Raw genomic sequence first — 23,871 nt, 5'->3', positions numbered from 1 at the left:
GAATGCCGGTTAATATGACTTTCATCATCAGGAAACGTTATGAAACCGACCACCATTGCCCTGCTGCAGAAATGCAAACAGGAGAAAAAGCGCTTCGCCACTATCACCGCCTACGACTACAGTTTCGCTAAGCTTTTTGCCGACGAAGGCATTAACGTCCTGCTGGTGGGCGATTCGCTGGGGATGACGGTACAGGGACACGATTCCACGCTGCCGGTGACCGTTGACGATATCGCTTACCATACCCGTGCTGTGCGCCGCGGCGCGCCGAACAGCCTGCTGCTCGCCGACCTGCCGTTCATGGCCTACGCCACGCCGGAGCAAACCTTCGAAAATGCCGCTGTAGTGATGCGCGCCGGCGCCAATATGGTCAAACTTGAAGGCGGCGCCTGGCTGGCTGATACCGTCAGGATGCTGGCGGAACGCGCGGTACCGGTTTGCGGTCACCTCGGCCTGACGCCGCAGTCGGTGAACGTGTTCGGCGGCTATAAAGTTCAGGGCCGCGGCGATGCGGCGCAGGCGCTGTTTGATGACGCGTTAGCCCTGGAAGCGGCCGGCGCCCAGCTGCTGGTGCTGGAGTGCGTGCCGGTAGAGCTGGCAAAACGCATCACCGAAGCGCTGACGATCCCGGTTATCGGCATCGGCGCAGGCAACGTGACCGACGGGCAAATTCTGGTGATGCATGACGCTTTCGGGATCACCGGCGGTCACATTCCTAAATTCGCGAAGAATTTCCTCGCAGAAGCGGGCGACATCCGCGCCGCGGTACGGCAGTATATTGCCGAAGTCGAATCCGGGGCCTATCCGGGCGAAGAACATAGTTTCCATTAAGGAGTCTTGTTGTGCTGATAATTGAAACCCTGCCGCTGCTGCGCCAGCATATCCGTCGTTTACGCCAGGAAGGCAAGCGCATTGCGCTGGTTCCCACCATGGGCAACCTGCACGATGGCCATATGAAGCTGGTCGATGAAGCCAAAGCCTGCGCGGATGTCGTGGTGGTCAGTATCTTCGTGAATCCGATGCAATTTGACCGCCCGGACGATCTGGCGCGCTATCCGCGCACCCTGCAGGAGGATTGCGAAAAGCTGAACAAGCGCAAGGTCGACTTTGTCTTTGCTCCGGCGCCGGCGGAAATTTATCCGCAGGGTACTGAAGGACAGACTTTCGTTGACGTTCCTGGCCTGTCGACCATGCTGGAAGGCGCCAGCCGCCCTGGCCACTTCCGCGGCGTCTCGACCATTGTCAGCAAACTGTTCAACCTGGTGCAGCCGGATGTCGCCTGCTTCGGCGAGAAAGATTTCCAGCAGCTGGCGCTGATCCGCAAAATGGTCGCCGATATGGGCTACGACATTGAGATCGTCGGCGTGCCGATCATCCGCGCTAAAGACGGCCTGGCGCTGAGCTCGCGTAACGGTTATCTGACCGCCGAGCAGCGTAAAATCGCCCCCGGTCTGTACAAAGTGCTGAGTACGGTAGCGGGCAAACTTGCCGCAGGCGAGCGTAACCTTGAGGAAATCATTGCCATCGCCGAGCAGGAGCTCAATGAATCAGGTTTTCGTGCCGACGATATCCAGATCCGCGATGCCGACACTCTGCTGGAGCTGACGGAAGCCAGCAAACGCGCGGTGATCCTGATGGCAGCATGGCTGGGCCAGGCGCGCCTGATTGATAACAAAATCGTCGAGCTGGGCCAGTAGCCTGGAACGAAAAATCGGGTTATTTTCTCAAAGCGGATGCCGTGTCCGCTTTGCTACATAAAGGTTGGAAGGTAGAAGTTATGATGCGTAATATGCTGCAGGGTAAGCTCCATCGCGTTAAAGTCACGCAGGCTGACCTGCATTACGAAGGTTCCTGCGCCATTGACCAGGATTTCCTCGAAGCGGCCGGTATTCTGGAAAATGAAGCCATTCATCTGTGGAACGTGACCAACGGTAACCGTTTCTCAACTTATGCGATCGCCGCCGAGCGTGGTTCGAAGATTATCTCCGTCAACGGCGCTGCGGCGCACTGCGCAAGCGTCGGCGATATCCTCATTATCGCCAGCTTCGTGACCATGTCTGACGAAGAAGCCCGCACCTGGCAGCCGAAAGTCGCCTATTTCGAAGGCGATAACGAAATGAAGCGCCAGGCGAAAGCTATTCCGGTGCAGGTCGCCTGATTCTTACGGCGCTGCGCTCAGCCGCAGCGCCGGTTTACCCTTGCGGCTGATTGCTGATAAGCCGCGACATCGTCTCCAGCGAATCGGTACGTAAGATATACAACCGCTTCAGCAGGAACGGATTATCCCCCGGTTTCACCTTCCCTCTCACCGTCGTTACAGCCAGATGAAAGCCGGCATCGTTCGCCGCCTTGACCGCCGTGGCGTTATAGCCGCCGAACGGATACGAAAGATACAGCACGTGCGGATTAAACTGACTCAGCGCCCGCCGGGAACGCTCGAAATCAAAGAGAATGTTGTGATAATTCCGGCTGAGCAATATCGGGTGACGGGCGGCATCGACCCGGTGCAGAAAATGGGTATGCGACTGTACATCAAACACGTCCTGAATCTGCCTGAGCTCAGAGATACTCATAAACTGCAGTGATTTCGGATCCCACTTTTGCGGATGACGTTTGATCCGCGACGAGATAATAAACGCCGTCGCGTGGAAGCCGTACTGCTTGAGGATCGGATAAGCGTAGCGATTCACCGACTTGAGGCCATCATCAAAGGTAATCACCACCGAGCGCGCAGGCAGATTCACCTTGTTACGCAGATACCCTTCCAGTTGATACATCGTCAGGGTGGTATAACCCTGGTCACGCAACCAGGTCATCTGGTTACTGAAAGCGCGCACCGAAGTGGTGGTGGAGGTATGGCGAAAACGGCTATTTTCTTCATCACGCAGAATATGGTGATAAGTCAGTAGCGGAATGCCGTTATCCTCCTGCGCATCCAGACTACTCACCCACGCCAGCCGGTTGCCGATTCGAATCTGATACCAGGTCTGATTAAGGCGATCTTTCAGCTTGCTGATAATGGGATAGCGCAGGTTATTCGCTAATGTACCAAACGGCGGACTGCCCACTGATGGCGCATCGTATACCGGCGTATCTTTCCAGGTCAGCAGGTTCTGGTTGCTCAATGGCTGGCGTAAATCGCCCAGGCTATCCTCAACCCGTTTTGCGCCCTGCACCGCCCCCAGATGTCCTTTATCAATAAAACCGGTACCGAAGCCGAAATTGAATTCATAATAGTCTGCCGTGGTCGGCACCACGGCAAGGATCTGCCCGGCGCGAACGTTGCCGACGCTCACCACATGGTTGCCGACCTGCGCCCAGATATCGGCATCTTCCGTGACTTGCATATAGCGTGCGGGAACGCCCTGCTGGCTGAGCAGACTGGCGGAAACGCTGGCAGATGCCAGAAAAAGGAACAATGTAATGACTCGGGCAAACATGCGCATCGAACCGGTAAACCTGAATGCCGCCATTGTAACAAAAGCGGCATCAATGCTAATGCCTAATTTCCGAACGTATCATGCAGGAGACGAAAAGGCGGGTTCTTTTGCTGCTGATGCCATAGGCTGCTTACCGTCGGACCTCCGGCGCTAACGATAGCATTACGGAAGGCGTCACTACTGAGGGTATAGCGCTGTAAATACATTTCCTCCAGCAATGGATAGCGAATGCCGGAAATCACTTCACAGTGGGTATGTTTGTGACTCATCAGCGCGGCGGCGCGATACGGCGCGGCACCGGTTTTATCGGTGAGAAAAATCACCCCATCGCCGCAGTCTGTGGCATGCAGCGCGTCGCACATCATGCGGCTCAGCATATTGACGCTCAGATTACGCCAGTAATTCACCGCCCGGCATTGCGCCAGCGGGCCAAACTTTTTCTCCAGACGATCCAGCATCTCCTGCGCCAGCTCATCATGACAGGTAATTACCCAACCTAACATCGCCTACCTCCTTAGCAGGCAAACAATTTAGCAGGGCAAGCGTTGAGATGGGGTGATGGGTATCAAAAATTACCGCTTAGCGCCCCGCCACAGTGAAATTAGCGGGGGCGCTAACAGAGAGGATTAGCTACGCAGGCCGCGCCCGCGCTGGATCAGATACCAGCACAGAATATAGAAGGCCACGATAAACACCACCAGCACGCCAAAGGTGGTCGCCAGCGGGACGTCATGAATGCCGAGGAAGCCAAAACGGAAGCCGCTAATCATGTAGACGATCGGGTTCAAATGCGACAGCGCCTGCCAGAACGGCGGCAACAGCGTCAGCGAATAGAACACCCCGCCAAGATAGGTCAGCGGCGTCAGCACGAAAGTCGGGATCAGGCTGATGTCGTCGAAGGTTTTCGCAAATACCGCATTGAGCAGGCCCGCCAGCGAGAACAGGATTGCCGTCAAAATCAGCGTCAGGGCGACGAACAGCCAGGAATGAACCTGGAACGGGACGAAGAACAGCGAGATAGCCGTAACCAGAATCCCGACGCACAGCCCGCGCGCCACCCCGCCGCCGACGTAACCGGCGATCACCACGTGGGTTGGCACCGGCGCCACCAGCAGCTCCTCAATGTTGCGCTGAAACTTGGCGCTGAAGAACGACGAGGCGACGTTGGCGTAGGCGTTGGTGATCACCGCCATCATAATCAGCCCAGGCACGATAAACTGCATGTAGGTAAAACCGTGCATCTCGCCGATCCGTGAGCCGATCAGATTGCCAAAGATGACGAAATAGAGGGTCATGGTGATCACCGGCGGCACCAGCGTCTGAACCCAGATACGCATAAACCGGTGGATCTCTTTGGTCCAGATGCTTTTCAGCGCGACCCAGTAAAGCTGCATCATGCTGATTCTCCTTTTTTGTCGTGCACCAGCGTGACAAACAGCTCTTCCAGACGGTTGGCCTTGTTACGCATACTTAATACCTGCACGCCCTGGGCACTTAGCTGGGCGAAAACGCTGTTAATCCCCTGCTCGCGCAGGACTTCAACTTCCAGCGTCGAGGTATCAACCAGCCGGTATTGATATCCATCGAGGGTCGGCAGCGGGCTTTTCGGCGCCAGATCGAGGATAAAGGTTTCCGATTTCAGCTTTGCCAGCAGCGCCTTCATTGAGGTGTTTTCCACCAGCTCGCCGCTCTGGATAATGCCGATATTGCGGCACAACATTTCCGCTTCTTCCAGATAGTGGGTCGTGAGGATAATGGTGGTGCCTTTATCGTTGAGATCTTTGAGGAACCCCCACATCGAGCGACGTAGTTCGATATCAACGCCAGCGGTGGGTTCATCAAGAATGAGCAGCTTCGGCTCATGCATCAGCGCGCGGGCAATCATCAGGCGGCGCTTCATCCCGCCGGAGAGCATACGCGCGCGTTCATTGCGCTTTTCCCACAGATCGAGCTGTTTCAGATACTTTTCGCTACGCAAGATCGCTTCTTTACGCTCAACGCCGTAGTAACCCGCCTGGTTAACCACGATTTGCTGTACGGTTTCGAACGGGTTGAAGTTGAACTCCTGCGGCACCAGCCCGAGCTGGCGTTTGGCGTTCACAACATCTTTTTCCAGGTCGTAACCAAATACATTAACCTGACCGGAGGTTTTATTGACCAGCGAACTAATGATGCCGATAGTCGTGGATTTCCCCGCGCCGTTCGGGCCCAGCAGCGCATAAAAGTCGCCGGCTTCAACCTGCAGGTCAATGCCTTTCAGCGCCTGAACCCCGCCGGGATAGGTTTTCTTGAGCTGTTTTAATTCCAGAGCAATGGTCATTAAATATCTCTTCTCGTGTCTTCACATCTAATTTACCCAAATAATTCATGTTGCAGGAAGGCGGCAAATGAGCGAATCCCCAGGAGCTTACATAAGTAAGTGACTGGGGTGAACGAGTGCAGCCAACGCACCTGCAGCATGAAGTATGACGGGTAAAGATTGTTTTCAAAAAGGTGAGCTTACCCTATATTAGCGCAACGCACTTACTTGGTTACAGGCCGTAAACGTCCATGAATGATATAGATACACTCATCAGCAATAATGCACTATGGTCAAAAATGCTGGTGGAAGAGGACCCCGGCTTCTTTGCGAAATTGTCGCAGGCGCAGAAACCGCGTTTTCTGTGGATTGGCTGTTCCGATAGCCGCGTCCCCGCAGAGCGCTTAACCGGCCTGGAACCCGGTGAGTTGTTCGTGCACCGTAACGTTGCCAATCTGGTGATCCACACCGACCTGAACTGTCTGTCGGTGGTGCAATACGCCGTTGACGTGCTGGAAGTCGAACACATTATTATCTGCGGCCACTACGGCTGCGGCGGTGTACAGGCGGCGGTCGAAAACCCGGAATTGGGGCTTATTGATAACTGGCTGCTACACATTCGCGATATCTGGTTTAAACACAGTTCGCTGCTCGGTGAAATGCCGGAAGAGCGGCGTCTGGATACACTTTGCGAACTGAACGTGATGGAGCAGGTATACAACCTGGGACACTCGACGATCATGCAGTCGGCGTGGAAACGTGGACAAAAAGTGACGATCCACGGTTGGGCTTATGGTATTCACGACGGACTACTGCGCGATCTTGATGTCACCGCCGTCAGCCGGGAAACCCTCGAGCAGCGCTATCGCCACGGGATTTCCAATCTCAAGAGCAAGCACGCCAACCATAAATAGCCGCCGCCCCCACCGCCCCGGATAAAGCGCTCGCCTTATCCGGGACCGCAACAATAATTACTCGTCCAGCAGGATCACTTTGCCGACGTACGGCAGATGACGATAGCGCTGAGCGTAGTCGATACCGTAGCCCACCACGAACTCATCCGGAATCGCAAAACCGACAAACTCCACCGGGACGTTCACTTCACGACGGCTTGGTTTATCCAGCAGCGTACAGATAGCCAGTGATTTCGGCTCGCGCAGGCTGAGGATTTCGCGCACTTTAGACAGAGTGTTGCCGGAATCGATGATGTCTTCGACGATCAATACGTCTTTACCGCGAATATCTTCATCCAGGTCTTTAAGGATTTTGACATCGCGGGTGGTGGACATGCCGCTGCCATAGCTGGAGGCGGTCATAAAGTCGACTTCATGCGGCACCTGAACCTCACGGCACAGGTCAGCCATAAACATAAATGAACCGCGCAGCAGACCCACCAGCACCATTTCACTGCCGCTGTCTTTGTAGCGTTCATTAATTTGACGACCCAGTTCGGCGATACGCGCTTTGATCTCGGCTTCCGGGATCATCACTTCTACAGTATGTTTCATTAAACTAACCATTTGATTCTTAGGATAAATCTTCAAAGCCGTTGCTTTCACATCGACGTTGACCGGCAAGCGATACAGTATACCAGCAAAACGAAATCTTCGGTGCAGTGAATAATAAAGCCATATTTGTGATTCCGATCACAGTTGTTAAATCCTATAATTAATTGCAGTTAAAAAATTAACAACTGAAGAGTGTCTTTCTATGGCAGAAACAAAATCTCAACAATCACGGTTACTTGTCACGCTGACGGCGCTGTTTGCCGCCTTCTGTGGTCTGTATCTGTTAATCGGTGGGGTATGGCTGGCCGCTATTGGCGGTTCCTGGTACTACCCTATCGCAGGCCTGGTGATGCTGGCCGTCACCGTTATGCTGTTCCGCGGCAAGCGCGCTGCGCTGTGGCTGTACGCCGCCCTGCTGCTGGCAACCATGATTTGGGGGGTATGGGAAGTCGGTTTCGACTTCTGGGCGCTGACGCCGCGTAGCGACATCCTGGTCTTCTTCGGCATCTGGCTGATTCTGCCATTTGTCTGGCGTCGTCTGCCGGTCCCTTCCGCCGGCGCCGTTGGCGGTCTGGTTATCGCCCTGCTGATTAGCGGCGGGATCCTGACCTGGGCCGGTTTCAACGACCCGCAGGAAGTGAACGGTACGCTGAGCGCTGACGCGACGCCGGCCGCGCCGATTTCTACCGTCGCCGATAGCGACTGGCCGGCCTATGGCCGCAACCAGGAAGGCCAGCGTTATTCGCCGCTGAAGCAAATTAACGCCGATAACGTGAAGAACCTGAAGGAAGCCTGGGTATTCCGCACCGGCGACCTGAAGCAGCCGAACGATCCGGGTGAAATCACTAACGAAGTGACGCCGATTAAAGTTGGCGACATGCTGTATCTGTGTACCGCGCACCAGCGTCTGTTCGCGCTTGACGCGGCCACCGGTAAAGAGAAGTGGCATTTTGACCCGCAGCTGAACGCCGATCCGTCGTTCCAGCACGTGACCTGCCGTGGCGTTTCCTATCATGAAGCCAAAGCAGATAACGCGCCTGCCGACGTCGTCGCCGACTGCCCGCGCCGTATTATTCTGCCGGTCAACGATGGCCGTCTGTTCGCGGTGAACGCCGACAACGGTAAGCTGTGCGAAACCTTTGCCAACAAAGGCATTCTCAACCTGCAAACCAATATGCCGGTAACCACGCCGGGTATGTATGAACCGACGTCGCCGCCGATTATCACCGATAAGACTATCGTCATTGCCGGCGCGGTAACCGATAACTTCTCAACCCGCGAGCCATCAGGCGTAATCCGCGGCTTTGATGTGAATACCGGTAAACTGCTGTGGGCCTTCGACCCGGGTGCGAAAGACCCTAATGCGATCCCGAGCGATGAGCATCACTTCACACTCAATTCACCTAACTCCTGGGCGCCTGCCGCCTATGACGCGAAGCTGGATTTAGTCTATCTGCCGATGGGCGTTACCACGCCGGATATCTGGGGCGGCAATCGCACGCCGGAACAGGAACGTTACGCCAGCTCTATCGTAGCGCTGAACGCAACCACCGGGAAACTGGCATGGAGCTACCAAACCGTACACCACGATCTGTGGGATATGGATATGCCGTCGCAGCCGACGCTGGCCGACATTGATGTGAACGGTAAAACCGTACCGGTGATTTACGCTCCGGCCAAAACCGGCAACATCTTCGTGCTGGATCGCCGTAATGGCGAGCTGGTGGTCCCGGCGCCGGAAAAACCGGTTCCGCAAGGTGCGGCGAAAGGCGATTATGTTGCTAAAACCCAGCCGTTCTCCGAGCTGAGCTTCCGTCCGAAGAAAGACCTGACCGGCGCAGATATGTGGGGCGCCACCATGTTTGACCAACTGGTGTGCCGCGTTATCTTCCATCAGATGCGCTATGAAGGTATCTTCACTCCGCCGTCTGAACAGGGCACGCTGGTATTCCCGGGGAACCTGGGGATGTTTGAATGGGGCGGTATCTCCGTCGATCCAAACCGTCAGGTGGCTATCGCCAACCCGATGGCGCTGCCGTTCGTCTCTAAACTGATCCCACGCGGTCCGGGCAACCCGATGGAACCGCCAAAAGACGCGAAAGGCTCTGGTACCGAGTCCGGCGTTCAGCCGCAGTATGGCGTCCCGTTCGGCGTCACGCTGAACCCGTTCCTGTCGCCGTTTGGCCTGCCGTGTAAACAACCGGCATGGGGTTATATCTCGGCGCTGGATCTGAAGACCAACGAAGTGGTGTGGAAAAAACGCATCGGTACGCCGCAGGATAGTCTGCCGTTCCCGCTGCCTGTTCCACTGCCATTCAATATGGGTATGCCGATGCTGGGCGGACCGATCTCAACCGCCGGTAACGTGCTGTTTATCGCCGCCACCGCCGATAACTACCTGCGCGCTTACAACATGAGTAATGGTGAAAAACTGTGGCAGGCGCGTCTGCCTGCAGGTGGCCAGGCGACGCCGATGACCTATGAAGTGAATGGCAAGCAGTACGTTGTCATCTCTGCCGGCGGTCATGGCTCGTTCGGTACTAAAATGGGCGACTACATCGTTGCCTATGCGTTACCGGATGACGCGAAATAAAACGCAAAACGGCAACGAAAGTTGCCGTTTTTTTGTTTGCCCCCTCCCCTATGGGAGAGGGCGGCAGGCCGCACACTCCTAAACGGTGAACCCCAACATCATCCCGGTGTCTTCATGCTCCAGTAGATGACAGTGTGCCATATAGGCAAACTCCTTGGGCGCCTGATGATCGAACTTCACCAGCACTTCACTCACCCCGCCCTCCACTCTTACCGTATCCTTCCAGCCGCGACGATGCGCCGCTGGCGCCTGGCCATTTTCACTCAGAATACGGAATTGCGTGCCATGAATATGGAAAGGATGCAGCATCATGTCGCCCTTGCCGGAGATCAGCCAGCGCTCGTACTGCCCCCTGGCCGCGGCGAACATCGGCACATTCATATCAAAGGCTTTACCGTTGATACGGTTGGCGTTATGGAAATCGAAGCCCTTATCAGATGAAGCGCCATGTCCCATTCCGCCACCATGGTTCATATTCTTCATCTGACCGTGATTCATATTGCCCATGTCGCCATGATCCATCATCATCCCATGGTTCATACCGGACATCGCCTGGTCGCCATATTTCTTCATCAGCGCCTGCATTCCCATCATATCGAGCATCGGATCCATCGACAGCTGCAGCGTGCGCTGCGTCAGTCCCTCCAGTGACGGCAGCGCGGGCATCGCCGCCAAAGTATCGGGTAGCTTACCGGATGCCGGGATCAATAGCGGCTGTATACGGAGCACCGGCTGCGGCTTATCAAATGGCGCAATCGCCATCCCCATCTGGCTCACCGGCAGCGTCAGGAGATCAAATGCCTTTCCGTCGCGGGTATCAATCAATACCTCAAAGCGCTCGCCCATCAGTACCGGCAGTTCGCTCACTTTGACCGGTTCCGCCAACAGGCCGCCGTCGCTTGCTACTACATACATTGGGCGGCGATCGCTGGTAGCGAAATTCAGCGAGCGGGCATTACAACCATTAAGCAGACGCAGGCGCAGCCAACCGCGCGGTGGAGCGTGTTCGGGATACAGCGCGCCGTTAGTCAACAGGGTATCGCCAAACCAGCCAACGGCGGCGCTCATGATATCGAGCTGATAATCTATTTCTCCATTGGCATTGAATCTTTTGTCCTGCACGATCACCGGAATATCATCAATTCCCCACTGCTTCGGCAGCAGTAATTGCCCGCTCTCGACATCTTCAATCAGCACCAAACCCGCCAGCCCCATAGCGACCTGACGGCCGGTTTTACCATGCTGATGGGGATGGAACCAGCAGGTCGCCGCTCGCTGCGTCGGCGTAAAACTCACCGTCCTTGAGGCTCCTGCGGCGATGACGCCCTGCGGGCCGCCATCGACTTCGCCAGGCACTTCCAGCCCATGCCAGTGGACCGTGGTCTCCTCCGCCAGGCGGTTATGAATATCTACCGTCACCGTTTCACCTTGCTTCAGCTTCAACGCAGGCCCGAGGAGGTTGCCGTTATAACCCCAGGTCGTCGCAAGATGCGGGCCAAACTGCGTCTTTCCGGCTTGAATCGTCAGCGTAATGCGATTGCGCGCGTCGGCGGTCAATAAATCCGGGACCGGCAAAGCCGGACGGCCAGCAGCGAATACCGAACGGCTCCAGAGCGGTAAGGCGCTGACCGCGCCAAGCGCGGCGCTTAATTTGATAAACTCACGACGTTGCATTTTCACATCCTTTTATTCTGCTGGTGAATATTTAAGCTTAAACCCTCCCGCAACGGGAAGGTCAAGCAGAAGCTTGTGAATAAAGCTCTGCGTGGTGTAAAGAAGTATGCTAACTTTGATTGTCCGTGTTTCAATGGTAGAAAAAATGAAGACGTTTTTCAGAACAATGCTGTTTGGCAGCCTGCTCGCCCTCTCCGCCAATAGCTATGCATTAAGTGAATCCGAAGCGGAAGATATGGCTGATTTAACGGCGGTATTTGTATTCCTGAAAAACGATTGCGGCTATCAAAATTTGCCAAATACGCAAATTCGCCGCGCGTTGGTCTTTTTTGCCCAGCAAAACCAATGGGATCTCAGCAACTACGACAGCTTTAATATGAAAGCATTAGGTGAGGACAGCTATCGCGATCTCAGCGGTATCAAAATCCCAACAGCCAAAAAATGCAAAGCTCTGGCCCGAGACTCCCTCAGCCTGCTGGCCTATGTGAAGTAAGCCTATCTGCAGCCGCGGCGATGCGGCTGCATCTGTGTATTCACGCCTCCCCCTCTCCACCAACATTGACGAAATATGAATTCATTAACCGGTATTTATATTTGACGCCCCCTGATACTATTTAGTTTTATTAATTAACCGTTAGCTTAATTTATCAGTAAAAATCACATTCAAGAGCAAACAATTCAACTCGTCATTTATTGCAAAGGCCATCAAGCGAATTAAAATCGCCAGTAACCTCTCTTATTGCAATGGAATGACATTTTGAATATCTCACCTTTTTTTCGCTTACTTCCGTTCGCGTTTATCATGCTAGCTGGCTGCCAGGCACATCGTCAGGCTAACACACCCATAACGCCACCAATCGCCATCGCCACCGATGCGCAACAGAATGAAAAGCTGCGGCTGGCCGCTGAACAGGAGCGGCTTAATGCCTGTCGCCAGGCTTTAGATTCGTTAAAAGAGGTTAATCCGAAAGAAGCCTCAAGACTGGGTAGTGAATTCACCGCGCTGATAGGTGCGGCGTCGCAATATAATTCAGTGCGTACGAAAGTCGCCGATCCCACCCGTCAGGGCATCGATTCCATGTATCAATTTAAATCCATCAAGCTTTGCGCCGATATTGAAAAGTCGCTGATCGATAGTCTGGTCATGCGCGGCGATAATGCGGTGAAGTGACAGGCGCTATGATAATTCGCCTTAATATAATGACGCTGGCCTTCCTTTTGCTGGCGTCCCTTTTTATTGGTCATGCGCAAGCGGATGACGGCGCGCCTGCGTTTCTCAACTATGTCCAGCAGCAGGAGAAAAAAGAGAAGAAAGAAATACCTCCGGCGCCGGAGGCCAGTAAACCCGTCAGGGCCCGCGACAACAACACGGCAGCGCTGCAAAAAAAACTGGCCGCGCAAAAAAGTCTCATTGCCGACAAAGATAAGACCATCCGCCAGCTGCAGGCACAGCTAAAATCACAATCTCCCGCCGCCACGCCAGCGCCGGTAGATAATTCAGCGTTGAATAAAACCATCGCACAGCTTCAGGGCCGGATAACCGCGCTGGACACGGAAAACAAGCGGCTTGTTCAGCAAGCCCTCACCTTCCAGCAGGAAAAAGCCGACGGCGCTGATAATCTCAAACGCTCTGCCGCCGCTCTGCAGGCGCAAACGGTAAAGCTCAACGCGCTGGAGACAGACAAGCAGGCCCTGAGCGATAAGCTGGCTGCGGCAATAGCGGAGAAGCAGAAGCTGAGCGCCGAACTCGCCGCAGTAAAAACCACCACCGCGGCAACCGAATCACCCGCGCTAAACCTCAGTAATGCCCCACAGCAGCAGGCATACTCCGTCGGTGTATCAATAGGGCAAGATGCGCTTAAAACGCTGTCCAGCCAGGCAGCGAAAGGGTTAAATCTGCAACAGGAGACCGTTATTAAGGGCATTAACGATGTTTTTGCCGGTAAGCTGGCGCTGGATGAACAAGCGCGCAATAAGGCGCTTTTCGACGTGTCGCAGCGGTTATACAAAAACATTGATAAAATTGAGCAGCAAACCCTCCGCGAAGGTAAAGAGTATCAGCAGCAATTTGCCGCGCAGAAAGGCGTTCTACTCAAAGGCGGGATCTATAGCCGCATTGACTACCCCGGCAAAGGTGAAATTGATGATAACGATATCGTCACCGTCGTTATCAAAGAAAGCTTGATCGACGGTACCGTGATAAACGATATGGAAGCCGAAGATAAGGTCTGGTCACAGGCGCTAAGTCAGTATCCCGTGACCTTCCGTGAACCGCTTAAACGCCTGAATAACCATGGCGCCATCACTATCGTGGTTCCATCGGAGCGCGCCTACGGCAGCAAAGGGCTCCCTGGAAAAATTCCGCCGGGCGCGACGATGGTGTATACCGTGCGAATTGTTGACGTCAGGCCCAACAGCGATCAACAACCCAAAACACCTGCGCCGAAAACCTCACGCTAGCGAGAGTTCAGCCAAACAGTAGAAGGTTCACTATTCGCCATATCAATCTCTATCTATAGTTGGCTATGATGGGGTGCCCGCTTTGTGGGCACCACAGAAGTTAACAAAGGAGGAGTAAGCCATGGCCGAGAGTAATCAGTGGCATGAGACGCTGCACGACCATTTTGGTCAATATTTTACCGTTGATAACGTGCTGTACCATGAGAAGACCGATCATCAGGATTTAATCATCTTCGAAAATGCGGCATTTGGCCGCGTGATGGCGCTTGATGGCGTGGTGCAAACCACCGAGCGCGATGAGTTTATTTACCATGAAATGATGACCCACGTTCCGCTGCTGGCCCATGGTCACGCAAAGCACGTGCTGATCATCGGCGGCGGCGATGGCGCGATGCTGCGTGAAGTCTCCCGCCACCAACATATCGAAACCATTACCATGGTGGAAATCGACGCCGGAGTGGTATCGTTCTGCCGCCAGTACCTTCCAAACCATAACGCCGGCGCCTATGACGACCCGCGCTTTACGCTGGTGATTGATGACGGCGTGAACTTCGTCAACCAAACGTCACAAACTTTTGATGTCATTATCTCCGACTGTACTGACCCGATCGGCCCCGGTGAGAGCCTGTTTACCTCGGCGTTTTATGCTGGCTGTAAACGTTGCCTGAACCCCGGCGGAATTTTCGTTGCCCAGAACGGCGTAAGCTTCCTGCAGCAGGATGAAGCGGTAGGCAGCCATCGCAAACTCAGCCACTATTTCACCGATGTCAGCTTCTACCAGGCGGCGATCCCGACCTACTATGGCGGTATCATGACCTTTGCCTGGGCGACCGATAATGAAGCCCTGCGTCATTTGTCGACGGAAATTATTCAGGCCCGCTTCCATAGCGCCGGGCTGAAATGCCGTTATTACAACCCGGCAATTCATACCGCGGCTTTCGCGCTACCGCAATACCTGCTGGATGCGCTGACCGCCAGCTAACCTGAAACGAGGAGGTGAACCAAATTGAAAAAGCTTAAGCTGCACGGCTTCAACAACCTGACTAAAAGCCTGAGTTTTTGTATTTACGATATCTGCTACGCTAAAACCGCCGAAGAGCGCGATGGCTATATCGCCTATATCGATGAACTCTATAATGCCAACCGCCTGACGGAAATCCTCTCCGAGACCTGTTCAATCATTGGCGCCAACATACTCAACATCGCACGCCAGGATTATGAACCGCAGGGCGCAAGCGTCACCATTTTGGTTAGCGAAGAGCCTATCGATCCGCAGCTTATCGATCAGAGCGAGCATCCGGGCCCGCTGCCTGAGACCGTGGTCGCACATCTCGATAAAAGCCACATCTGCGTGCATACCTATCCGGAAAGCCATCCGGAAGGCGGTCTGTGCACCTTCCGCGCCGATATTGAAGTCTCCACCTGTGGAGTGATTTCACCGCTGAAGGCGCTGAACTACCTGATTCACCAACTGGAATCCGATATCGTAACCATTGATTATCGCGTGCGTGGTTTCACCCGTGATATCAACGGCATGAAGCATTTTATCGATCATGAAATCAACTCTATTCAGAACTTCATGTCAGAAGATATGAAGTCGCTCTATGACATGGTGGACGTGAACGTCTATCAGGAAAATATGTTCCATACCAAAATGATGCTGAAAGAGTTCGATCTGAAACACTACATGTTCCACACCAAACCGGAAGAGTTAAGCGAACAAGAGCGCAAGGTGATTACCGACCTGCTGTGGAAAGAGATGCGGGAAATTTATTACGCCCGCAATATCCCTGCGGTGTAATGACTGAAATGCCCGGCGGCGCTTTTGCTTGCCGGGCCTACGGGGTTCCGCGCCGCCCGGCACCGAACGAATGATTAACGCTGCTGCATAAATTCACGGTATGCGGCAACCACCTGCAGGAAATCCTCCACGCCGCAAAGAGAGAGGCTCTCTTCGTCGTAGTAATTCATCCCCTCTTCCATTTCATCGCCGGAAAATTCCAGTTGGTTGGCGCGGATCATCACTTCTTCGCCATCCAGCCACAACGTATATTCATGGCCGGCCCGCTGCCAGGAACGTTCACTGCCTTTCACGGTGCGCGCTGCCTGTTCCACTTCATCCAGAAGGGCCAGGTTATCTTTCACCTCTTCGTTGAACCAGTGACCAATCGCCTCGTGGTCCATCGACATTCGCACCTTTACCACACCGGTAATATCGCGCAGAAATTCGTAATCCATAATCTTTTCCTCTGCAAGGGCAATGCGTCACCGCTGCACTGTACCCATAACCTAATTATCGCAGCAGACAGGAAGAAAAAAAGCGCAACGGGTGGGAGGTTTAAAAATAAAAATGCCCGCTGATGCAATGTTCAGCGGGCATTGGAGAGTTTGTAGCCAAACGGTCAGCCGGGCTGACCGAACGGATTACACGGCGGTCTGGAAGATCACGCCGTCAGCTTTTTCAGTGTACTGATCCAGCTGGTTAAAGTTCAGGTAGCGATAGGTATCTTCCGCTGTCTTATCAACCTGAGCGACGAAGGTCTGATACTCTTCCGGCGTCGGCAGTTTGCCCAGCAGAGAAGCAACCGCCGCCAGTTCGGCAGAGGCCAGATAGACGTTGGCGCCGGTACCTAAACGGTTCGGGAAGTTACGGGTAGAGGTCGACACGACCGTCGCACCGTCAGCCACGCGCGCCTGGTTACCCATACACAGGGAACAGCCAGGGATTTCGATACGCGCGCCGCTCTTACCAAACACGCTGTAGTAGCCTTCTTCAGTCAACTGCGCGGCATCCATACGGGTTGGCGGCGCCACCCACAGGCGAGTCGGCAGTTGGCCTTTGTGGCTGTCCAGCAGTTTACCGGCAGCACGGAAGTGGCCAATGTTGGTCATGCAGGAACCGATAAACACTTCGTCGATCTTCTCGCCCTGCACGTCTGACAGCAGACGCGCATCGTCCGGATCGTTCGGTGCGCACAGGATTGGCTCTTTGATATCCGCCAGATCGATGTCGATCACTGCCGCGTATTCCGCATCAGCGTCGGCTTCCAGCAGTTGCGGATCCGCCAGCCATTTTTCCATGCCCTGGATACGGCGCTCCAGCGTACGACGATCGCCGTAACCTTCTGCGATCATCCACTTCAGCAGGACGATGTTGGAGTTCAGATACTCAACGATCGGCTCTTTGTTCAGCTTGATGGTACAACCTGCAGCTGAACGCTCGGCGGAAGCATCGGTCAGTTCAAATGCCTGCTCGACTTTCAGATCCGGCAGACCTTCGATTTCAAGGATGCGGCCAGAGAAGATGTTTTTCTTCCCTTTCTTCTCAACGGTCAGCAGGCCCTGCTTGATAGCATACAGCGGGATGGCGTGAACCAGGTCGCGCAGGGTAATGCCCGGCTGCATTTTACCTTTGAAGCGCACCAGTACTGATTCCGGCATATCCAGCGGCATCACGCCGGTCGCGGCGGCGAAGGCCACCAGACCTGAGCCCGCCGGGAAGGAGATACCAATCGGGAAACGGGTATGGGAGTCGCCGCCGGTACCTACGGTATCAGGCAGCAGCATACGGTTCAGCCAGGAGTGGATAACGCCATCGCCCGGACGCAGTGAAACACCGCCGCGGTTCATGATGAAGTCCGGCAGAGTGTGGTGCGTGGTGACGTCAACCGGCTTCGGATAGGCTGCAGTGTGACAGAAGGACTGCATCACCAGGTCAGCGGAGAAGCCCAGGCACGCCAGGTCTTTCAGCTCATCGCGGGTCATTGGACCGGTGGTGTCCTGAGAACCGACGGAGGTCATTTTCGGCTCGCAATAAGCGCCCGGACGGATACCGGCAACGCCGCAGGCGCGGCCAACCATTTTCTGCGCCAGAGAGAAGCCGCGGTTGCTTTCCGCCACATCTTTCGCATGACGGAAGACGTCGCTATGCGGCAGACCCAGCGCTTCGCGCGCTTTGGTCGTCAGGCCGCGACCAATGATCAGCGGAATACGGCCACCGGCGCGCACTTCGTCGATCAGTACATCGGTTTTCAGTTCGAAGCTTGCCAACAGCTCGTTGGTTTCGTGGTTACGCACTTCGCCTTTGAACGGGTAAACGTCAATGACGTCGCCCATGTTCAGGTTGCTCACGTCCACTTCAATAGGCAGCGCGCCCGCATCTTCCATGGTATTGAAGAAGATAGGCGCAATTTTGCCGCCCAGGCACAGGCCGCCGCCGCGCTTGTTCGGTACGTTCGGGATATCGTCGCCCATGAACCACAGCACCGAGTTGGTGGCGGATTTACGCGAAGAACCGGTACCGACAACGTCGCCAACGTAGGCCAGCGGGAAGCCTTTCTGCTGCAGCGCTTCAATTTGTTTAATCGGACCGACTGCGCCCGGCTGATCCGGCTCAATACCTTCACGAGCGTTTTTCAGCATCGCCAGAGCGTGCAGTGGGATATCCGGACGGGACCAGGCATCAGGCGCCGGAGACAAGTCATCGGTATTGGTTTCGCCGGTAACTTTGAAGACGGTAACGGTAATTTTTTCCGCCAGTTGCGGACGGTTCAGGAACCACTCGGCGTCAGCCCAGGATTGCATAACCTGTTTAGCGTATTCATTACCCGCTTTGGCTTTCTCTTCTACGTCATAGAAGTTATCGAACATCAGCAGGGTATGGGACAGCGCTTTCGCCGCAATCGGCGCCAGTTTGGCATCTTCCAGCGCTTCAATCAGGGGATGAATATTGTAACCGCCCTGCATGGTGCCCAGCAGTTCAACGGCTTTTTCAGGGGTAACCAGTGGGGAGGTCGCTTCGCCTTTAGCGATAGCGGCAAGGAATCCGGCTTTAACATAGGCGGCTTCATCGACGCCCGGCGGTACACGGTTGGTAAGCAGATCTAACAGGAATTCATCTTCACCCGCTGGCGGGTTTTTCAGCAGTTCTACCAGCGCGGCCATTTGGGTTGCGTCTAAGGGTTTGGCAACAATCCCCATGGCGGCACGCTCAGCTACGTGCTTACGGTATTCTTCTAGCACGACGGTTCTCCTCGCTCTCATTGTAAAATGCGGTAGGCGATTTTCTTCACGCTCCTGTGAGACAGCAGTTTGTAGGGTAAATGCCCGATACCGCGAGGGCAGCATAGCAGGATTTTTGAAGGGTGTTAATCTGTTTACAAAAAAGCAACATTAAAATTTAGCTGAATCGTTAAGGGCAGGATATTGCAGGCTTTCTGTTCAAATGCTGGTAGATAAATTTATTTCTGTTACAGATTTAATGTCAGGATCCCAACAAAAATCAAAAAAAACAATATCGTCTTCATATACTCCCGTAACGTACCGTTTTCGCCGATACTTGAGCGAGATGGGTAACATTTCTGTGTCAGGAGCTTCCATGTCACTACCGTTCAAACCCCATATTATCGCCCTGCTCTGCAGCGCCGGCTTACTCGCGGCGGCGGGAACGCTATATGTTAAAAGTCGTACCCCAGAGACTATCGCTGAAGCGCCGGTGACGGCGCAGCCTGTGCCAACGTCAGCACCAGCGACTGCGCCAGCGCAACCTGTCGCCGCCACCTATACCCAGGCGCAAATCGACCAATGGGTCGCGCCAATCGCGCTCTACCCGGACAGTTTACTCTCGCAGGTACTGATGGCTTCCACCTATCCGGACAACGTCATGCAGGCGGTGCAGTGGTCGCAGGATAACCCGTCGATGAAAGGCGACGCTGCCGTGCAGGCCGTTGCCAACCAGCCGTGGGATCCGAGCGTTAAATCCCTCGTCGCTTTTCCCGCCCTGCTGGCAATGATGGGCGAAAACCCGCCGTGGGTAGAAAACCTTGGCGATGCATTTTTAGCCCAGCCGCACGACGTGATGGATTCCGTACAGCGCCTGCGCGCTATTGCCCAACAAACCGGAACATTAAAATCCACACCGCAACAAAAGGTGACCGTCACGGCCGCCGCGCCGGCCTCTTCGAGGTCATCGAATAGCAGCACGGTATCAACCTCAACAACCTCAACGCCATCGCCAGCGCCTTCGCAGATCATCAAAATTGAACCGACCAATCCGCAGGTGGTATACGTTCCAAGCTATAACCCTTCGACCGTCTACGGCAGTTGGCCGAATAGCGCCTATCCCCCGGTCTATCTGCCGCCGCCTCCTGGAGAGCAGTTCACCGATAGCTTCGTCAAAGGTTTTGGTTACAGCCTTGGCGTCGCCACCACCTGGGCGCTCTTCAGCAGCATCGACTGGGATGATGACGATGATTACCATCATCATGATGACGATTACCATCACGGCGGTTACCAGCACAATGGCGATAACATCAATATTAATGTGAATAATTTCAACCGCATTACCGGACAGAATCTGCCGGGTAACCATGTTAACTGGCAGCACAACCCCGCCTATCGCGGCAACGTGCCTTATCCGAATAATAATGTCGCCCAGCGCTATCATCAGACCAATGTGCCCGGCGGACTCAGCGCAACCCAGCATGCGCCGGTCGATCGCAATGCTCAACGGCAAGCGGCGATGATGCAGCTCCAGCATCCCAACGCCCCTGCCGCCAGCGCAGGCAAACTGGCGGCCACTAGCGCCTCGCGCGATGCGCAGCGTCAGGCAGCCTCTCAGCAATTGAAGCAGGCTACCCAGCGCAGCAGCTACCGTGGCTACGACAGCACGCCGACGCCTGCCAAACAGCAGCGTCGCGAAGCGGCGAAAACGCAGCTGCAACACCCAACGCCACAGCAGCAACAGCATCGCGAGGCCGTGAAGAGCCACGTGCAGAATCCAACGCCTCAGCAACAACAGCGCCGTCAGCAGATTCACTCCGCGACGCCGGCCCAACGTCAGCAAGCGGTGAGCACGGTACGCGCCAATGCCTTAAGCGGCAACGAAAGTCGCTCCCCCTCCTGGCAATCACAGCAGGCGCGCGGGCTGCAAAGCCGTAATATTTCCGGCTTGAGCAGCGAACAGCGCGGCGCCGCCAGAGAGCGTCTTTCCGAACATCATGAATTGCGTCGTCGCTGAGGATGAGCAGATGAGAAAACCATTACAGATCGCCCTATTAACGCTAATGCTGTCGCCGCTCGCCGCCTTCGCCCAGCAACCGTTCCCCACGCCGGAGAAAGCCGCAAGCGCGCTAGCCGATGCGCTCAATCATCGTGATAAAGCCGCGCTCAATAATCTGCTCGGCGATAACTGGCAGCAGTTTTTACCCACCGATGGTATTGATCCCAATGCCGTCGACCGCTTTCAGCGCGACTGGCAGGTGAAACACGTCATTGTCCAGCAGGGTAATAGCGCCTGGCTTGATGTCGGTAGCGAAGCGTGGCGGTTGCCGATTCCCATTGTCAAAGATGAACAGGGCTGGCATTTTGATATGGCGGCCGGAGAAGATGAAATTCTCACACGCGCCATCGGCCGCAATGAACTGTCGGCAATTGCCGCCATGCACGCCTACGTTGATGCCCAGCAGGATTACTATCAAATGAATCATCGCTGGGCGCAAAAAATCATCAGTAGCGAAGGCAAAAAAGATGGCCTGTACTGGCCAACCTCACCGGGCGAAACGCCCAGCCCGCTGGGGCCGGCCTTTAGCCCGGCTGAGCCCGGCGCCGGTTATCATGGCTACCGCTTCCGCATTATCGCCGATAACGATAACCAAGGCGTCGCCTTACTGGCCTGGCCGGTGGAATGGGGAGAAACCGGGGTGATGAGCTTCATGATCGATCAGAATGATCAAGTCTGGCAGGCGAACCTGGGCGAAGAAAGCGCGACGAAAGCGCAGGCAATTACGCATTTTGCCCCCGATTCAGCAGCGGGATGGCAGCCGGTCAATCAATAAAAAAATGCCCGGTTGCGCGATAGCAACCGGGCACTCTCTTATGCTTAGCCCTGGTGCGGCATCAGCTCCGGATAACCGGCAAAAGCAGGTTTTTGACTGGTCAGCGCCGCTTCATCCGAGCTGATGCTCCCGGAATTCGCCGCCCACACCCCTTCATTCGTCTTCGTCACCAACTGGTGCTGCGCATTCAGATCCTGACCCATCGCCGCAATATGGGTACTTTCGGTACCGCCGCTGTTCGCCGCCCATGGAATGGTTGCATCAGCCGCGCAGGCCATACCGGATACGAACATCGTGGCTAACAGCGCCGTGGTCAATAAGCGTTTCATCTCACACCTCAGATATATAATTAACTAGCTATTAGTTTACTGAGTGACTATTTTCAAAGTATGTATGAGGTGTAGCGGTTTGTGAACAGGGACACAGTTCTAAACATTAGCGATAAAAAAAGCGGCTCTTAGAGCCGCTTATGCATTTTAGCTGAAAGAAAAAGTTACTTTTTCTTCGCTTTCGCGTTTGGCAGGTCGGTAATGCTACCTTCGAAGACTTCTGCCGCCAGGCCAACGGACTCGTGCAGAGTCGGGTGAGCGTGGATAGTCAGCGCGATGTCTTCAGCGTCGCAGCCCATTTCGATAGCCAGACCGATTTCACCCAGCAGCTCGCCGCCGTTGGTGCCGACAATCGCGCCGCCGATAACACGGTGGGTCTCTTTGTCGAAGATCAGTTTGGTCATACCGTCTGCGCAGTCGGAAGCAATAGCACGGCCGGAAGCAGCCCACGGGAAGGTGGCGGTTTCGTAGCTGATGCCTTTCTCTTTCGCTTCTTTCTCAGTCAGGCCAACCCATGCCACCTCTGGCTCGGTGTAGGCGATGGACGGGATCACTTTCGGATCGAAGTAGTGTTTCAGGCCGGAGATAACTTCTGCGGCAACGTGACCTTCGTGTACGCCTTTGTGCGCCAGCATCGGCTGACCGACGATATCGCCGATAGCAAAGATGTGCGGCACGTTGGTGCGCATTTGTTTGTCTACGCGAATGAAGCCGCGATCGTCAACTTCCACGCCGGCTTTGCCTGCGTCGAGGTTTTTACCGTTCGGCACGCGGCCGATAGCTACCAGCACCGCGTCGTAACGCTGCGCTTCCGCCGGGGCTTTTTTGCCTTCCATGGAAACGTAAATACCGTCTTCTTTTGCTTCAACGGCAGTCACTTTGGTTTCCAGCATCAGGTTGAATTTCTTGCTGATACGCTTGGTGAAGACTTTAACCACGTCTTTGTCGGCAGCCGGGATAACCTGGTCGAACATTTCAACCACGTCAATCTCTGAACCCAGCGCATGGTATACGGTACCCATTTCCAGACCGATGATACCGCCGCCCATAACCAGCATGCGTTTTGGTACAGATTTCAGTTCCAGAGCGTCGGTGGAATCCCAAACGCGCGGATCTTCATGCGGGATAAACGGCAATTGAATCGGACGGGAGCCCGCCGCGATGATCGCGTTGTCGAAGTTAATCACGGTTTTGCCGTTTTCGCCTTCAACTTCCAGGGTGTTAGCGCCGGTGAATTTACCCAGACCGTTAACCACCTTCACTTTACGACCTTTGGCCATGCCAGCCAGACCACCGGTCAGCTGAGTGATAACTTTTTCTTTCCAGGTGCGGATCTTGTCAATGTCGGTTTTCGGTTCGCCGAAAACGATGCCGTGTTCGGCCAGCGCTTTCGCTTCTTCGATAACTTTAGCAACGTGAAGCAGTGCTTTAGAAGGGATACAACCCACGTTCAGGCAAACACCGCCCAGAGAGCTGTAACGTTCTACGATGACGGTTTCCAGACCTAAATCAGCGCAACGGAAGGCTGCAGAGTAGCCTGCAGGACCTGCCCCAAGTACCACGACCTGAGTTTTGATTTCAGTACTCATCATGACCTCTGTAATTTATATCCGGCGGGTCTGACGCTTTTATTATTACGCCCAAGTCCACCGGGACGTTCTATCCGCGTGTATTTTACAAAATTGTTAACAATTTTTAAACAACAAACGGCAAACGATTTTGTCCTTTGTTGC

Annotated in this window: 22 protein-coding genes; 12 read left to right on the top strand and 10 right to left on the bottom strand. The window is 54.6% G+C overall.

The genetic code is table 11. The features are described from left to right. The first annotated feature begins 39 nt into the window (after positions 1 to 39). The 3 genes from panB to panD all read left to right on the top strand — a co-directional run bounded on the left by panB (position 40) and on the right by panD (position 2,158). Positions 40 to 831: a 3-methyl-2-oxobutanoate hydroxymethyltransferase gene (gene panB, locus ABLU80_RS09630; protein WP_015368198.1), complete on the top strand. Its 792-nt coding sequence runs from the start codon at positions 40 to 42 to the stop codon at positions 829 to 831. A gap of 11 nt (positions 832 to 842) precedes the next feature. Next, entirely contained in the window at positions 843 to 1,697 is an 855-nt protein-coding gene (gene panC / locus ABLU80_RS09625) for a pantoate--beta-alanine ligase (protein WP_015368199.1), read from the top strand. An 80-nt stretch (positions 1,698 to 1,777) separates the two neighbouring features. Next, positions 1,778 to 2,158 carry an aspartate 1-decarboxylase gene (gene panD / locus ABLU80_RS09620; RefSeq protein ID WP_015368200.1) on the top strand — a complete coding sequence of 127 codons (381 nt, stop codon included), beginning with the start codon at positions 1,778 to 1,780 and terminating at the stop codon, positions 2,156 to 2,158. A 34-nt stretch (positions 2,159 to 2,192) separates the two neighbouring features. Here panD and ABLU80_RS09615 read toward each other — a convergent pair whose 3' ends face one another. From ABLU80_RS09615 to ABLU80_RS09600, 4 genes are all read right to left on the bottom strand, one after another. Continuing rightward, complete coding sequence (locus tag ABLU80_RS09615; RefSeq protein ID WP_015368201.1) at positions 2,193 to 3,446, bottom strand: polysaccharide deacetylase family protein; 1,254 nt, start codon at positions 3,444 to 3,446, stop codon at positions 2,193 to 2,195. 56 nt (positions 3,447 to 3,502) lie between these two features. Further along, positions 3,503 to 3,943: a PTS sugar transporter subunit IIA gene (locus ABLU80_RS09610; protein ID WP_015368202.1), complete on the bottom strand. Its 441-nt coding sequence runs from the start codon at positions 3,941 to 3,943 to the stop codon at positions 3,503 to 3,505. Positions 3,944 to 4,066: 123 nt separating this feature from the next. Then, positions 4,067 to 4,837 (bottom strand): ABC transporter permease, encoded by a 771-nt coding sequence (locus ABLU80_RS09605; protein WP_015368203.1) that lies wholly within the window; start codon positions 4,835 to 4,837, stop codon positions 4,067 to 4,069. Beyond that, positions 4,834 to 5,760, bottom strand: a complete 927-nt coding sequence (locus ABLU80_RS09600; protein WP_015368204.1) for an ABC transporter ATP-binding protein — start codon at positions 5,758 to 5,760, stop codon at positions 4,834 to 4,836. The genes ABLU80_RS09605 and ABLU80_RS09600 overlap by 4 nt, the downstream gene beginning before the upstream one ends. A 230-nt stretch (positions 5,761 to 5,990) precedes the next feature. Here ABLU80_RS09600 and can point away from each other — a divergent pair, with 230 nt between their 5' ends. Then, on the top strand, positions 5,991 to 6,653 hold the full coding sequence (can, locus tag ABLU80_RS09595) for a carbonate dehydratase (protein ID WP_015368205.1): 663 nt from the start codon (positions 5,991 to 5,993) through the stop codon (positions 6,651 to 6,653). 57 nt (positions 6,654 to 6,710) lie between these two features. On the opposite strand, the gene hpt is transcribed toward can, so the two are convergent. After that, a complete protein-coding gene (gene hpt, locus ABLU80_RS09590; protein ID WP_015368206.1) occupies positions 6,711 to 7,247 on the bottom strand; it encodes a hypoxanthine phosphoribosyltransferase in 537 nt (178 codons plus the stop codon). Between the two features lie 202 nt (positions 7,248 to 7,449). Between hpt and ABLU80_RS09585 the strand changes: the two genes are divergently transcribed. Continuing rightward, complete coding sequence (locus ABLU80_RS09585) at positions 7,450 to 9,840, top strand: glucose/quinate/shikimate family membrane-bound PQQ-dependent dehydrogenase (protein WP_042893894.1); 2,391 nt, start codon at positions 7,450 to 7,452, stop codon at positions 9,838 to 9,840. Positions 9,841 to 9,918: 78 nt separating this feature from the next. Here ABLU80_RS09585 and cueO read toward each other — a convergent pair whose 3' ends face one another. Further along, positions 9,919 to 11,514, bottom strand: a complete 1,596-nt coding sequence (cueO, locus tag ABLU80_RS09580; RefSeq protein ID WP_348849930.1) for a multicopper oxidase CueO — start codon at positions 11,512 to 11,514, stop codon at positions 9,919 to 9,921. Positions 11,515 to 11,659: 145 nt separating this feature from the next. Between cueO and ABLU80_RS09575 the strand changes: the two genes are divergently transcribed. The 5 genes from ABLU80_RS09575 to speD all read left to right on the top strand — a co-directional run bounded on the left by ABLU80_RS09575 (position 11,660) and on the right by speD (position 15,775). Further along, complete coding sequence (locus tag ABLU80_RS09575; protein ID WP_015704423.1) at positions 11,660 to 12,007, top strand: YacC family pilotin-like protein; 348 nt, start codon at positions 11,660 to 11,662, stop codon at positions 12,005 to 12,007. Between the two features lie 264 nt (positions 12,008 to 12,271). After that, entirely contained in the window at positions 12,272 to 12,685 is a 414-nt protein-coding gene (locus ABLU80_RS09570) for a hypothetical protein (RefSeq protein ID WP_015368210.1), read from the top strand. A gap of 8 nt (positions 12,686 to 12,693) precedes the next feature. Beyond that, positions 12,694 to 13,974: an FKBP-type peptidyl-prolyl cis-trans isomerase N-terminal domain-containing protein gene (locus tag ABLU80_RS09565; RefSeq protein ID WP_348849929.1), complete on the top strand. Its 1,281-nt coding sequence runs from the start codon at positions 12,694 to 12,696 to the stop codon at positions 13,972 to 13,974. Between the two features lie 121 nt (positions 13,975 to 14,095). Next, positions 14,096 to 14,956: a polyamine aminopropyltransferase gene (gene speE / locus ABLU80_RS09560; RefSeq protein ID WP_032716034.1), complete on the top strand. Its 861-nt coding sequence runs from the start codon at positions 14,096 to 14,098 to the stop codon at positions 14,954 to 14,956. Positions 14,957 to 14,980: 24 nt separating this feature from the next. After that, on the top strand, positions 14,981 to 15,775 hold the full coding sequence (speD, locus tag ABLU80_RS09555) for an adenosylmethionine decarboxylase (protein ID WP_015368213.1): 795 nt from the start codon (positions 14,981 to 14,983) through the stop codon (positions 15,773 to 15,775). Between the two features lie 74 nt (positions 15,776 to 15,849). Here speD and yacL read toward each other — a convergent pair whose 3' ends face one another. Beyond that, on the bottom strand, positions 15,850 to 16,212 hold the full coding sequence (yacL, locus tag ABLU80_RS09550) for a protein YacL (protein WP_015368214.1): 363 nt from the start codon (positions 16,210 to 16,212) through the stop codon (positions 15,850 to 15,852). Positions 16,213 to 16,398: 186 nt separating this feature from the next. Then, positions 16,399 to 18,996: a bifunctional aconitate hydratase 2/2-methylisocitrate dehydratase gene (gene acnB / locus ABLU80_RS09545; protein WP_015704419.1), complete on the bottom strand. Its 2,598-nt coding sequence runs from the start codon at positions 18,994 to 18,996 to the stop codon at positions 16,399 to 16,401. Between the two features lie 355 nt (positions 18,997 to 19,351). Between acnB and ABLU80_RS09540 the strand changes: the two genes are divergently transcribed. Beyond that, a complete protein-coding gene (locus ABLU80_RS09540; protein WP_348849928.1) occupies positions 19,352 to 20,992 on the top strand; it encodes a DUF3300 domain-containing protein in 1,641 nt (546 codons plus the stop codon). Between the two features lie 10 nt (positions 20,993 to 21,002). Then, positions 21,003 to 21,809: a DUF2950 family protein gene (locus ABLU80_RS09535; RefSeq protein WP_163366227.1), complete on the top strand. Its 807-nt coding sequence runs from the start codon at positions 21,003 to 21,005 to the stop codon at positions 21,807 to 21,809. 44 nt (positions 21,810 to 21,853) lie between these two features. On the opposite strand, the gene ABLU80_RS09530 is transcribed toward ABLU80_RS09535, so the two are convergent. Together ABLU80_RS09530 and lpdA are read right to left on the bottom strand one after the other, a co-directional pair. Continuing rightward, positions 21,854 to 22,138, bottom strand: coding sequence for a hypothetical protein (locus ABLU80_RS09530; RefSeq protein ID WP_015704416.1), 285 nt, complete (start codon positions 22,136 to 22,138; stop codon positions 21,854 to 21,856). 164 nt (positions 22,139 to 22,302) lie between these two features. Beyond that, the gene (gene lpdA, locus ABLU80_RS09525; RefSeq protein ID WP_015368220.1) at positions 22,303 to 23,727 is read right to left on the bottom strand and encodes a dihydrolipoyl dehydrogenase; all 1,425 of its coding nucleotides are present in this window, start codon (positions 23,725 to 23,727) and stop codon (positions 22,303 to 22,305) included. Positions 23,728 to 23,871: the final 144 nt, after the last annotated feature.

Origin of the sequence: Klebsiella sp. CN_Kp104, from assembly GCF_040064515.1 — a bacterium.
Classification (GTDB): Bacteria; Pseudomonadota; Gammaproteobacteria; order Enterobacterales; family Enterobacteriaceae; genus Klebsiella; species Klebsiella aerogenes.
Note: the sequence above shows the minus strand (reverse complement) of the source record. Positions and strands in the feature narration are given on the sequence as shown.

Bases quoted from the DNA above. Each gene is read 5' to 3' on its own strand.
- panB (WP_015368198.1), top strand. From the start codon at position 40: ATGAAACCGACCACCATTGCCCTGCTGCAGAAATGCAAACAGGAGAAA.
- panD (WP_015368200.1), top strand. From the start codon at position 1,778: ATGATGCGTAATATGCTGCAGGGTAAGCTCCATCGCGTTAAAGTCACG.
- ABLU80_RS09615 (WP_015368201.1), bottom strand. From the start codon at position 3,446: ATGCGCATGTTTGCCCGAGTCATTACATTGTTCCTTTTTCTGGCATCT.
- ABLU80_RS09610 (WP_015368202.1), bottom strand. From the start codon at position 3,943: ATGTTAGGTTGGGTAATTACCTGTCATGATGAGCTGGCGCAGGAGATG.
- ABLU80_RS09605 (WP_015368203.1), bottom strand. From the start codon at position 4,837: ATGATGCAGCTTTACTGGGTCGCGCTGAAAAGCATCTGGACCAAAGAG.
- ABLU80_RS09600 (WP_015368204.1), bottom strand. From the start codon at position 5,760: ATGACCATTGCTCTGGAATTAAAACAGCTCAAGAAAACCTATCCCGGC.
- can (WP_015368205.1), top strand. From the start codon at position 5,991: ATGAATGATATAGATACACTCATCAGCAATAATGCACTATGGTCAAAA.
- hpt (WP_015368206.1), bottom strand. From the start codon at position 7,247: ATGAAACATACTGTAGAAGTGATGATCCCGGAAGCCGAGATCAAAGCG.
- ABLU80_RS09585 (WP_042893894.1), top strand. From the start codon at position 7,450: ATGGCAGAAACAAAATCTCAACAATCACGGTTACTTGTCACGCTGACG.
- cueO (WP_348849930.1), bottom strand. From the start codon at position 11,514: ATGCAACGTCGTGAGTTTATCAAATTAAGCGCCGCGCTTGGCGCGGTC.
- ABLU80_RS09575 (WP_015704423.1), top strand. From the start codon at position 11,660: ATGAAGACGTTTTTCAGAACAATGCTGTTTGGCAGCCTGCTCGCCCTC.
- ABLU80_RS09565 (WP_348849929.1), top strand. From the start codon at position 12,694: ATGATAATTCGCCTTAATATAATGACGCTGGCCTTCCTTTTGCTGGCG.
- speE (WP_032716034.1), top strand. From the start codon at position 14,096: ATGGCCGAGAGTAATCAGTGGCATGAGACGCTGCACGACCATTTTGGT.
- yacL (WP_015368214.1), bottom strand. From the start codon at position 16,212: ATGGATTACGAATTTCTGCGCGATATTACCGGTGTGGTAAAGGTGCGA.
- ABLU80_RS09540 (WP_348849928.1), top strand. From the start codon at position 19,352: ATGTCACTACCGTTCAAACCCCATATTATCGCCCTGCTCTGCAGCGCC.
- ABLU80_RS09535 (WP_163366227.1), top strand. From the start codon at position 21,003: ATGAGAAAACCATTACAGATCGCCCTATTAACGCTAATGCTGTCGCCG.
- ABLU80_RS09530 (WP_015704416.1), bottom strand. From the start codon at position 22,138: ATGAAACGCTTATTGACCACGGCGCTGTTAGCCACGATGTTCGTATCC.
- lpdA (WP_015368220.1), bottom strand. From the start codon at position 23,727: ATGAGTACTGAAATCAAAACTCAGGTCGTGGTACTTGGGGCAGGTCCT.